The following is an 11883-nucleotide window of genomic DNA, read 5'->3' as shown; positions in this document are numbered from 1 at the left end:
TGACATTCCGTGAAAGTCCGTCCACACCTCCGCCCTCTAGAAGGTATTTGGATTGAGTAAGGTATTTAACCGCTTCGACTCGAGTGAACTCCAATGGAAACGAGAGCTATCAAGGTTGGACTCGACGTTACGCGCGACGCCGTCACTACCGGGTACATCTTGCTCCTGGCCTTGTCCACCCTGAAGTTCGCCCAGCGCTTCTTGACGGCCCTCTATCTACCTTTCTGGACGTACGCGGTCCTCCTGGTGGGGTCGGCGGTGGTCCTCGTCCTGTGGCTACCTTTCAGTGGGGGACTCCACAGGAAGGGAATCGGCGCCTTGGCTTTCTTAAGCGCCCTAAGCGCCTTCCCTGGGGAGATGTTAGCTGCTTACCAAGTCGCCGGGACGACTGCGTCCACCGCCGTGGCTCAGGTGGGGGCCGTCTCTCTGGTCGCGTTGTTCGTCGGGTGCCTCACCGCCCGCGAGGTGAGGTCCGTTCTGGCGGCCTTGGGGGCGTTCTCCGCCCTGATCTGGATTCCGGCCCTCTCGCTCGGCCTCGAGGGAGAGGCCGTCAGCGGAGCAGTGTACTCGGCAGTCTTCCTGGGCGCGGCGCTAGTCCTCATACTTCTGAAGAGGACTAGGGTGTACGCGTCCGCAGCGGCGCTGATCCTCGGGACGGTAATGACGCTCCGGTGGATCTCCACAGGCCCGGCGCTCACCGTTCCCACCGGCATCCCCTCCTGGTTCTCCGTCTCGGCCAGGGCCTTGGGACTTACCCCCTCCTCCTGGGCTCTCGTCGCCGCGAGCTTCGCTCCGTGGGGCTGGGGGCTCATGTCCCTCACTCCTTCCCTAGCCTCGGTGAATGAGGGGAGGCGCGTATTGCCTACGTGGGCCCTGTCCCTCTCCATCCTCCCCTTCGCTTTCGCTTTCTCCTACCCTAACTTGTCGGCGCTGGCCATGTTAGTGGGGGCGGTGCTCTACGGGGTTGGATGGGCCTCCGAGGGAGCGTCGAAGGTAGCGTTCTACGCAATGGCGATCGGGTTAACGTCGTGGGGGGTGGGACTGGCCGTGGACTCCCTGTCTAAGCTGGTCGTGCTGGCTGCTGGAACGAGCGTCCTGGTGGGAGGCTCCATGACCGCGTACGGCGTGATGAGGACGGTGAGGAGGCAGACGGTGGAGAAAGTCCAGGCTGCCCCCTCCGGGAAGGGTGACCTGGTGGTCGTGTCCAACGTCGTCTACGTGGTGGCGAACGTCGTGAGGGAAGGGGATAAGGTGTACTACGAGCTGGAGGAGGGTTGACCTCACAGCTCTCTCCTCATCCTCACGAGCGCCACGACCGCTAGGACTGCCGGAAGTAGGAGCCAGGCGTCACCCCCGCTCGACCTCGAGAAGCTGAGCCTCACGTGGACCTGGGGGGAGGTGGAGTTGATCACCACCTCACCGTCCCTTAGGTTCGCCACCGCCCCCGACGCGTTGACCCCGCTCACCACGTAACTCCCGTAGAACGTCCCGGGGAAGGGAATCGACACCTGGTCGGGAACTTCGAGGGGGAGGTGGCCAGAGGTGACGTTGAACACGTAGCTGTAGTTCAGGAACGTCCGGTTCCCCACCTCGACGTTGACCCCCAGGCCTGGCGGGAGACCGTAGAAAGTCACGTTGACGAGGTGGTAGAGCACGGACCACCTCACTACCACAGTTGTGTCGCCCTCTAAGTGGAGGGTCCCGTTAGTCGGAGACGGAGACATCCCACCTGGGGGTAACACCTCGAACGAGTAAGTCCCCGCCGGGAGGTTGAGCTGGATGGACTGGGAGGAGGAGTTCACCTCCTCGCTCTGAACTCGCACTCCCCAGGTCAGTCCTTGGGGTAAGCCCACGGACTCGAAAGTCAGTGAGTACTCCTTGGGTACGGACTGGGAGACCGAGACGCCCAGGAGGCCCCAGTTGGCCCAGTAGCTTCCTGTGCCAGCGTTGACCCCGAACTTGTAGCTCCCGGGGAGGAACGTGTAGTTGAAGCCGATGGAGAGTTGCGCTTCTTCGCCCGTGTTCAGGTCAACGGCCGTCGCCTCCAACTTGCCGTCACCGTAGGTTACGGTGAAGTTGATCAACTGATCCGGTCCTGGAACGAACGATCCGTTTCCCTCTCCGGAAGCGAGGACGGACAGGTCGTTAGAGCTAACCCTTCCCCCTTGAGGGTTGGCGAACAAGGCGTTGAACTCCCCCCTCCCGTACACGGTCCAGTACGGGTCCCACTGCACGGCGAGGTAAGGCGTAGTCGAGTTCGGGAAAAGGACGTCTCCCATGACAGAGAGTACGGACAGTTCCGTGGCGTCGGAGGGACTGTCGTTGGGGAGGTTGGAGTTCGAGGCGAACATGATCAGGGTGAACCCGTCTGCTGGAGTACCGCTCGATGAGGAGGAGAACGTACCTAAGATCGAGAACGAGATGGTGCCGCCGGAGTAGTTCTGGTCGAAGAGGATTTCCCCAGCCGAAAACTGGTTGTTTCCGACGAGCTGGAGCACCGGAGTGGAAGAGTTCCAGTATAGGGTAGTCTGCCCAGGTGGGAACCACCTCACCTGTCCAACGTAAATCGGGTGGAGCGCGATCGGAGGCGCGTAGGACGTCGGAATCTGGGATAGGGTCACGAACGGACCGACGCAGAAGAGGGCCAGTAGGAGGCTGACCCATATCGACCTCTTTAGCACAAATTACGAACGATTTTTCTGGTTTTAAATCTTAGCTGTACGAAACTCGGGATTCGAATGGAGATTTCGTAACACGTACTTCGTCGAATCGATCCCAATGGTGTTGGGACTTCGTAAGTGGTGGGGCTCGAAGAATTGGTGTGCGATCTCTACCGTCCAGCGGACATTTGAGGGTACGAACGATTGTTGCCTAGATCACGCGAAGAGGACGCGAGCGGAGGATCCCTCACCACCGCGATTTCCGGCCCGAAAGTGCCCACCCCGAGAACGCCCACCTTTAGAGCGCGGGCCCTCACGCCGGGACACCGTGAGAGTCGTCGATCGAGAGAACTTAAAAGGGGGTTGAACACCCCTTTCACGGTGGGCAAATACGAGAGGGGGGACGCGGAGAAGGTGGAGAGGAGGGTCGTCTCCCTCCTGAGGGGGGAAATGGTAGAGGAAGACGACCTAACTAGGATCGCTCGGTCGATCTACGAGAAGGTGAGGGAGGATTACCCAGACGTGTCTGGGGCGGAACACATAGGGAACAGGTACGCGGAGCCTGGAGACGTCAGGTTGACCCTCAACGACGGCGCTCACGCCTTTCTGGAGATAAAGGTGGTGTCCTCAGGGAAGGGAACGAGGGCGAACTTGGGACAAGACTCCCTCACAGAGTGGGGCCTCTTCGAGGAGGGGACGCTTAGCTGGAGCGCCTTCAGGGGGACGAGGGGGCACCAGGAGAGGGTCCTCCAGATCCTTGAGAGCTACGGCAGCTACCCATCCAGGTGCGACGGAAGTACCTCCCAAAGGTTGGTCTGCATGGCCTCCCAACTGAAGGAGCTCGTCGGCCCGCTTCCGGGAGAGAGCGTCGAGAAGGCCGCCAGACGCCTGCACGGTGGAGCTCAACGGGCGGCGGAGGTGGTGAACGAGGTGGTGGAGTTCGACAGGGAGGTGAAGCTCCAGTACCTCTCCTACTTGAGGGGTAGAAGACAGGTGCCGGAGAACGTGAGGAAGTTCACAGTGGCGATCCTCGCGGGCTACCACTCTCGCAGGGCCATGGGGATCGCCTGGAGGAACTTCGACCAATTGATCGGGGCCCTGAGGAACTACAGGGTCTACTACGCCTACAAGGGTACGGAGAAGGTGGTCAGTGAGAACCTCTCTGAGAAGGTGCTCGACCTATTGGGCAGGGAAATGCGAGTCCTCTTCCGCGACGGCGAGACGAACGTGGCGCTGGGGTTCGTCGACCGAGGAAGGGAGGTGCCCGTCCTGAGGGTGGTCCTGCACTGGAAGAACCTGTTCCAGGGAATTAAGACACCGTGTCTCAACGTGTTCGACGAGGAGTTCCTCCTAACTCAGGAAAGACTCTAGCGTAGCCCCACGCCTTTTAAGCCTCACCGGCACGAGTTCCTCCAGCTCCCTCGCCGACACCTGGGTGTTTCCCGTCACCATCGACACGTACTTGGCTGTGTCGGGATCGTTGAGCTGTCCTGCGAGCTCCTTGAGCTCCTCCATCGACGTCCCAGAAGGAGGGTACACCACGTTAACGTGGTTCTCCGCCACGAACTCGCCTTCAATGACGGCGGCCCTCAACCTGGGCCTGCTGGGATGTCCCACCACCCTGTTCACCACTATCGCGGGCCCCTTGTCTGGTTCTCCCCACCTCACGTACTGCGGCCTAGAGGTGTTGTGCAACCTGAGCTCCCCCTCTCCTATGTTGGTTGCCCAGACCAAGAGGACTCCCTTCGACGGATCGTCGGTCAGCCTGTCCCTCACCTGGTTCCACACCACCTTACCTGTCCTGACGGAGTACCCAGCCTCCCTAAGGCTTGAGGCGCCCTCCCACGCCTTCCTGAGCTCCTCCGCCCTCTCCGTCAGTATCACCCTCCCTCCCTTCCTGAACACGTACCTCTCGGTCGAGGGCGAGCCCTTCCTGAGGACGAGCACCTGGAACGTGTGGTTTGCGTCCACGAAGGCCTTCGAGTCCGGCAACGTCCTCAGGTACACCACCTCAGAGTTCTCCACCAAGTACCTCCTGAGTCCCGAGAAGTACGCGCCGTTGTTCATGGAGGAGGACACAACGAAGCCGAGGTAACCGTCCCTCCTGAGGAGCCTGAGGCCCAGGTAGATGAAGAGCGCGTACACGTTTGGCCTGCCACTCGTCACTCCGGCGTACCTGGGGTCCAGGGGGGCCCTGGGAACCTGGAAGTAAGGGGGGTTCCCAAGCACCACGTCGAATTCCTCCCGGAAAGGCCTAGAGAGGCTGTCCACCACCTCTACCCTGGCCTCGGGGACCAGCTCCCTGGCCAGCTGAGCCAGCTTCGAGTCCACCTCCCAACAGTGGAGCTCCGGGTCGACGAAGTGCTCCCTCGCGGATGCGAGGAACTCCCCCGTGCCACACGCCGGGTCCAGCACTCGTGGTCTCGTCAACCGAGGTATGTGACTTAGCACCTCCTCCCTGAGGTGTCTGGGAGTGAAGAACTGGCCCAGCGACTTCCTGTGCCTCAAGTCGGCCTCCCTTAGGTACCTCAAGGTCACCTCACTGAACTCCTCCAGCAACGTCCTCTCCGACCCCAAGACGCCAACACCAGCACTCTTCTTTGACGCGTCAGGTTTAAGCTTTAGTGTCGCCGAGGTGGTATTTCCTAAGGGCCCACTCCTCTTCCCCTACCGAACTCTAACGGTCTACCCCCAAGAGGCCATCTTGGTACATCACCGGTCGGTTGGAAACGAAGGTCGCTCCTGCCCCTCCACTTCCTACAGCGTTGATCGAAATGGTAAAGATTGGTGAAATCGGGTAGGGTTCCGATAGCTCCTGGTTCTGGTAGAAAATGGTCGTTACCGTGTATGTCCCTGAAATTGAGGGCGTGAACGTCATAGTTATGGTTATGGTCTGTTTACTATATAGGGTGGAGGCAGATGTCTCGGGTGAAGTGATCGTGACGTGGTTATACTGGATCTCCGTTATGATGTTTACAGGGCCAGTACCAGTCCCTAAGTTGGTCACTTCAATGTTTACGCTGTAGGTGTTTCCCACCGTCAACACATTGTTCGATTGCTGGCCTTTTATGCTGATCGAGGTCACGCTCGGGTCGGGGAGACTCCCGACGTAGAAGAAGCTACTACCGTTTGCGAAAATGGTTGAGTTCTCAAGAAGAGGAAAATAGTAGAGTACTACTAAGTGGGGTATCTCGCCGACCACAATGTCCGCTTTCACTGATACCCTGTTTATAGAATCAATAAACACAGGTAACTCTCCAGGTGGTGTATTAGGAGGAGAGCCTCCAGGAAAAGAATAAGGTAAAACAACGAGGTTCGCAGTGTAATAGTCACTATTTCCTATCTCGTAGAGGGTCAAAACCTTAGTCGAATACCCACAAGTGACGATGCTAGGCGAAGACTGAATAGTGTAGATGTTGGTATAGTTGTTGGTCACAGTTACGTTGAACGACCTACCGTGGTCGGGCAAGTTGGGGTTGTTCACTGCCTCGGGAGCCCAAACAGTTACGTTAACGTTTTCGGAACATTGAGGATGTTGAGGTATTGGTACCGTGTTATTCAGGGAGTCGGTTAGGTTCTGAGTTGACCAGAACTCCTCCACCACGGGCGAGATGAAAGCGCTCACGTTGACTGAGGCTCCATTCAACAATTCATCCGATCTCTGAAGGTCAGTGATTCCACCGGAGGGCGAGACCTTGTTCGTAAACTGATATTCCACGACAGTCACGCTCACCGAGTCCGTAGCGTTCACGTTCAGTCCCGCTGGGCTGTACGAGTTAGGTGTCCCGTTCCAGAGGGTCATGGGCAAGCTCAAATAGTAGATGGAGCCAGGCTCCGCCGTTCCACCTCCGCCACCTGGTAAATTAAGGGAGACGCGAGGGACAAAACACAAGTTGATCGTTTCTCCCGACACTGAGGCCTTCACGTAACCCGAGGCGACGAAACCAGACGTAGGGGCACCAGACGTAGGGGCACACGGTGAGTTAGAGAGTACCGGTTTGAGATCTAAAAGCGATAGTACCGAATAGTTCAGTGAAATGCTTAGGACGTCGTAGGGAGTGGATGGGTCGGAGTTCAGTATTTTAACCGTAGGGGTGACGTCTTTTACTCGCACCGTCGTGTAGAAGTTTACAGGCACTACGCCTGAGGAGGAACTCAGGTCGCTCACCTGGTCCAGGGAGTAGAACATCACCGTACTACCGGGGGCTACAGTTAACGTGGGCATGGGCGAGAAACTGGGACTCCCCGGGGCACCCCTGAAAATACCGAGGTGAGCAGTGAGGGAGTTGTCCCCCACCAAGTCCGCGGCCGAAGCGTTTCCTAGGTAGACCCTAGCCAAGAAGTACGGACTTCCCGCAGACTCCTCAACGAGTGACAAGTTATAGCCTTCCACGATCGCCGGGAAGGGACCACCGTTCCACGCGACGAAGTCGACGAACAGCACGTCGGAGGAGTTCAAGGTCTCGTAGCTCGACTTCACTAGCCCTGGGGCGTACAAGGTGACGTTCACCGGCGCCCCGGGCGAGGCGTCCGAGGAGCTGACGTTCACCGACATGTTGGCTCCCTCAAACGTCACCGTGGCGTTGGACGAGTTCAGGGAAGCCAGGGAGGAGTAGGAAACGGTCAGCTGGGCGCCGACCATTTCGTCAGCAGGCACGTAGTGGCCGTCGAGCACCACGTACCCTCCGCTGAGGTAGTAGTCGATCGACCCCGTGAAGTTACCCGAGTCGGGGTAGGTCTCATTCAGAGTCAGGAGGGCGAAGTCCACCCCCTTCAGGAACTGGTAGTAGGAACCGTCAGCTAGTTTGAGGTAAAGGTAGGCCGTTGGGTTGAGGGAAGTTGAAGGGTATTTCGAGGCGAGGGCCTCGTCCCGCACGTAAACGAGTAAGGTGTGCTGGTCGAAGGTTCCCGAAGTGGACGGTAAGTAGGCCGTAACCGATGAGGAGAAGGTGCGATTAGTGGGGGCCTCGAGGAGAGTCTCCAACGACGACACCTTCTCAACGGGGGGTGGCTTAACGGGAGGTGCGGTGAGGACGTAGGTAACGTTAGGGGCTGGGCTTAACAGGTCGTTCACCTCGAACTGGATGGTCGTGCCGGGAGGTAAGGTGGACGAGTTGAGCTGGGAATTCGTCACCGGAACAGTGAAGGTGTCGTTGTACGATAGGTATTCCCTGTAACCCAGTTGGTTCAGGTTTAGGGTCAAACTCTGCCTTCCGGGGATCGACACCACCACCACGAACGTGGCCACCTCCATTCCGTTGTAGATTAACTGGTCCCCTTTAATTATCAATTGGGTGAACCCACCAACGAGGTTGGGGGGAGGTTCGGCTCCACGTACATCACGGTGTAGTTAGTGGTGTTGTTGGGGACTGACACCACTATGTATTTGGTCGCGTTGGGGATGGACGGAGCCGACGGTAGCAAGGGGACGAGTGAAGAGGGCCGCACCGTCACCCCCTCCGCGTAACTCACGGTGCCCGAGTTGAAGCCGTAGAGGACGTTCCCGTAGTCCGTGGCGACTGTGGCCTCTATATCCACCTGCCTGAGCTCGGAGGGCGTCAACGTGATCAGCACGTACTCCCCCACCTGGGTGACGCTGGTGGGCCCCAAGGTCACGTTCACTGGGGCTTGGAAAGATCCGATCCCGTCCTCCGACAGGTAAACGACCTTCGAGGCGATGGTTGTTCCCCCCAAGGTCACGCTAACGTTAACGGGTAAATTCAACGCTGCACTGAAGTTGGACACGTTGTCGAACGCCTTCACCGCGATGTCGCCCGAGTGGGTCGTACTCACTGGGGTCTCCGTAACAGTCGTTGGACTGATCACCCCAGTTAAATTCAACGACGACTGCATCCCGAGGGCGTCAGAGAGATTGACGTAGATTGGAGTCAACTGTTGGAAGAGGTGAACGGATATCAGTTCGTCGTATTGCGAGGCGTTCACCTTCGAAGCCAGCCTGTCCTGGTACCCCGTACCTATCCTGCCCGAGTACGAAGGGTCCGTCGGGACGGAGTCCAAGTAGACCGTGAAAGTGCCGTTGTACACCTGCAGGGTAGGGCTCAGTCCCAATGCCGAGTAGTAAGAGGGAGGGAGGGGGATCGAGGCGGAGGTGTTGACTAGCACCTCCTGCTCCGAGTAGGGTATGCCGTAGTAGGCTATCCTCTCCCCGAACGGGTTCACTTCCGTGTCCGTGGTGGCGTTGACCGTGTAAGTGAAGGTGGTCCCCCTCAACGGGTCGACGAGGGCTCCCTGGTCGTAGACTGTTGCCGTCCAAGTGGAGTTGAGTGGAACAGTGACTTGGGAGGAGGACACCCCCACGTGCTCGGACGTGAAGTAGTAGAGGGTCGTCGATACAGGGCCGCTAGTACTGACGTAAGTCAAGTTGACTTGGGGGCTGCCGTTTATTACGTCGTTAAGGTCGAACACCCCCACCTCGCTCCCACCTCGCAGAGGAGTGGAGCCCTGGTACAACACAGGCTCCACCGAGGGTAACACGTAGACCAGGTTCCCCGAACCGTTTAACTTCAGGTTCGGGTTCGTGAACGTGGCGGAGGAGGTGTTCGTGAAGAGGACTAGGATGGTGCAGTAGGCGCTCACGGTGACGGTCAAGTCCTTTCCGTTCACCGTCTCTACCCTTCCCTCCTCGCTCGTGTTAGTCAAGAAGATCCAGAAGGTGTCGGTTCCCTTCACGAAGGTGACGTAGTTGGAGGGGTTCGTCCCTCCCGCGGCTGTAAGGACTTGAAAAAGGGACTCCGATGCGGTCCTCCAGCTCACGTACGTGTTGTTAAGCACGTACTCTGCGGCGTCCCTCAACCCCGTCGCGTTCACCACCCCGTTCGTCTCAACACCGAACGCGTTCACAAGTCCCGGGTCGGTCACGGCGACCAAGACCACCTGTCCCGGGGAGAGGTACTGCACGTTAGACGATATGGACGATCCGCCGTTAAGTTGGGAGGTCTGTGCACCAGCCGGTAACCCCACAACTGAACTTAACAGGAAAAGGGTTAGAATGACATTGCCGAGAGGCTCGGAGTAACGCCCCCCTCCTCTCACGGCTCTTCACTCTTCATTGAGAACCTGAGAAAGGGGAGAGCTATAAAAAGGTTGTTTAACATTGAAGGACAATTTTATATAACTTTTCTAGTGAATTGTCTATACTTTTCTACCGGCATCCTGACCTCCCCAACGTCGGTGCCCCTCACTGGGGTCACATCCGTCGTACGAAGGGCGGTCACGGTTCGAGATCCCTTTCGAGTTCGCGGCCGCGACTAGGTTACGGTGCTTCTGGGAACTGCGCTAACGACACCGGAAGTCTCTGCGGGCGACTTCCCTCGTCTCCGGACTCAGGAGGGGAACGGGAGGTAGGGACGTGCTCGGGTGGACCACGCTTCCTCACCTATCCGACGTTGAACTCCGCGATAGTGGAGTTCGCCGCGGAACTCCCTCGACTACTCGTCCACGCACTCGATCGCCCTCCACGACGTTGGCATCCAACCCGGCTCGCTCAACGATTCACTAAAACGTCGAAAGCGGCTGAACGGTTGGAAGGTTTATATACACCTTGTCATAATATTAATTATGGTTAAGGTATCTAAGATCTCGGTCTCCGAGGACACCAAACGGAAACTGGAGAGAGAGAAGGGCGATAGGAGCTGGGACGAGTTCCTCCTAACTTTACTCGAGGAGGAGAGGAGCTCGGAGGAGGTACTCAGGATGCTCAGAGAGGTCCTGAGCGAGGAGGACTCTAAGGCCCTAGAGGAGGGCCAGAGGGAAGTGCACGAGGAGTTCAAACTGCGACCTTAATAGACACCTCCGTCGTGATGGAGGTACTCAAAGGTGTACCGTGTCTGCGACTCGCCCTCAGTCGCGGAGGTCCTCGGGCCGCCGGAGAGGATGGAGGAACTACGAGGGCTATAGGAGCGTAGGTAGTTCGTCCTGCGAACGAGGTGGCGGCAGGGGAGTACGACGACTCGTACTACGAACTCAAGAGGAAGGGGAGGCTCGTCTCGGACCCGGTGATGGCCTCAACGGCGAGGACGCGTGGGAAGAGACCGCTCACGAGAGACAAGGACTTCACGCCTGCGAAGGACTACATCCATGTGGAGTCACTCTAAGTGGGGCCGTGATTGGGCAACCCCTTAACGACGGGGCCGGGGAAAAGTTCACAGTTCGAGTGCCCCCACCGCGGGTTGACGGACTCCGTGGAGGCGAAGGAACGGGAGTGAGGGATGGAGGTGAAGCACGACGCGTCCAGGCAACGCGCCCACACGGCACTTGACGCACAGTTCGATTTCCACTCCCCAGAGGGAAGTTTAGCGTCACCTCAGCACCTTTTAATAAACTAGATGAGGAAGATCAGGTGTGAGCTAGCGTGGGCGAGGACGTGGTCGAGAGGATACTGAAGGACCAGAGGCTCCTCAACACCATAGTTAGTGCCGTGGAGGAGAGGGTCAGGGCGGACTTGATTGTGTCGAAGGTAGACGAGCTTCAGAGGGCTGTGAACTCCCTCGTTAAGGCAGTGCAGGACAACAGCGACCAGATCAAGTTGGTTTGGGAGAGGTTGGAGGAAAACGACAAGGCCATACTAGAGCTGCAGAGGGAGGAGGCCAGGCACTCAGAGGCTATCCAGGGCCTCCAGAGGGCCGTGGAGGAACACTCGAAGGTCCTGGAGGAACACTCGAAGGTGATACAACAACACTCAGAGGCTATCCAGGGCCTCCAGAGGGCCGTGGAGGAACACTCGAAGGTGATAGAGCGCCACTCCAAAGTGATAGAGGAGTTGGTCTTCTCCTTCAAACAGCTCAAGGTCTCAATAGACAGCTTCACCTCCAGGGCCGGAATACACGCCCAGAAAACGATCATGGAGCTCTACCGGGAGGCCCTAAAGCTCCACGGGGTGGATCCGTCCAACGTGAAGCACGGCGTCGTCGAGGACATTGCGGGGGTGATAGAGAAGGGCAGAAAGTACGAGGTGGACTTCTACGAGACCGACGACTACGTTTACGTCTTCGAGGTGAAGAACTTGGCCGACGAGGGGGCCATAGAGCAGCTCCTGATCAGGAGGAAGGTCCTGGGCTCCCAGACGCCCAAGGAGGTGAAGCTCTTCCTCGTGTCCAACTCGATCGAGGAAGCGATCAGGAGACAGGCCAGGAAGGAGGGTATCACAGTGATCGCCGGACACGTGATAAGAACCAGGAGGTGAGCCGAATCCCTTCCCACATCG

General features: G+C 58.2%; 9 protein-coding genes. 5 read left to right on the top strand and 4 right to left on the bottom strand.

Annotated elements, in window-relative coordinates; genetic code table 11:
- Nucleotides 1-93: 93 nt before the first annotated feature.
- Nucleotides 94-1278, top strand: coding sequence for a hypothetical protein (locus HS1genome_RS09490; protein ID WP_126450763.1), 1185 nt, complete (start codon nucleotides 94-96; stop codon nucleotides 1276-1278).
- Between the two features lie 2 nt (nucleotides 1279-1280).
- Here HS1genome_RS09490 and HS1genome_RS09485 read toward each other — a convergent pair whose 3' ends face one another.
- Nucleotides 1281-2681: a hypothetical protein gene (locus HS1genome_RS09485; RefSeq protein ID WP_126450761.1), complete on the bottom strand. Its 1401-nt coding sequence runs from the start codon at nucleotides 2679-2681 to the stop codon at nucleotides 1281-1283.
- A 360-nt stretch (nucleotides 2682-3041) separates the two neighbouring features.
- On the opposite strand from HS1genome_RS09485, the gene HS1genome_RS09480 reads away from it, so the two are divergent.
- Entirely contained in the window at nucleotides 3042-4031 is a 990-nt protein-coding gene (locus HS1genome_RS09480; protein ID WP_126450759.1) for a hypothetical protein, read from the top strand.
- Here HS1genome_RS09480 and HS1genome_RS09475 read toward each other — a convergent pair.
- From HS1genome_RS09475 to HS1genome_RS09465, 3 genes are all read right to left on the bottom strand, one after another.
- A complete protein-coding gene (locus tag HS1genome_RS09475; protein WP_126450757.1) occupies nucleotides 4011-5237 on the bottom strand; it encodes an HsdM family class I SAM-dependent methyltransferase in 1227 nt (408 codons plus the stop codon). The genes HS1genome_RS09480 and HS1genome_RS09475 overlap by 21 nt on opposite strands.
- A gap of 100 nt (nucleotides 5238-5337) precedes the next feature.
- Entirely contained in the window at nucleotides 5338-7950 is a 2613-nt protein-coding gene (gene slaA / locus HS1genome_RS09470) for an S-layer protein SlaA (RefSeq protein WP_126450755.1), read from the bottom strand.
- Nucleotides 7947-9641, bottom strand: a complete 1695-nt coding sequence (locus HS1genome_RS09465; protein WP_126450754.1) for a hypothetical protein — start codon at nucleotides 9639-9641, stop codon at nucleotides 7947-7949. The genes slaA and HS1genome_RS09465 overlap by 4 nt, the downstream gene beginning before the upstream one ends.
- A 597-nt stretch (nucleotides 9642-10238) precedes the next feature.
- Between HS1genome_RS09465 and HS1genome_RS09460 the strand changes: the two genes are divergently transcribed.
- From HS1genome_RS09460 to HS1genome_RS09455, 3 genes are all read left to right on the top strand, one after another.
- Nucleotides 10239-10463, top strand: a complete 225-nt coding sequence (locus HS1genome_RS09460; RefSeq protein ID WP_229768148.1) for an antitoxin VapB family protein — start codon at nucleotides 10239-10241, stop codon at nucleotides 10461-10463.
- Between the two features lie 143 nt (nucleotides 10464-10606).
- Nucleotides 10607-10774, top strand: a complete 168-nt coding sequence (locus HS1genome_RS12115; protein WP_158613784.1) for a hypothetical protein — start codon at nucleotides 10607-10609, stop codon at nucleotides 10772-10774.
- 257 nt (nucleotides 10775-11031) lie between these two features.
- Nucleotides 11032-11862, top strand: a complete 831-nt coding sequence (locus HS1genome_RS09455) for a coiled-coil domain-containing protein (RefSeq protein ID WP_126450750.1) — start codon at nucleotides 11032-11034, stop codon at nucleotides 11860-11862.
- Nucleotides 11863-11883 lie beyond the last annotated feature (21 nt).

This window comes from Sulfodiicoccus acidiphilus (assembly GCF_003967175.1).
Classification (GTDB): Archaea; Thermoproteota; Thermoprotei_A; order Sulfolobales; family Sulfolobaceae; genus Sulfodiicoccus; species Sulfodiicoccus acidiphilus.
This window is presented reverse-complemented; position numbering and strand designations above follow the sequence as displayed.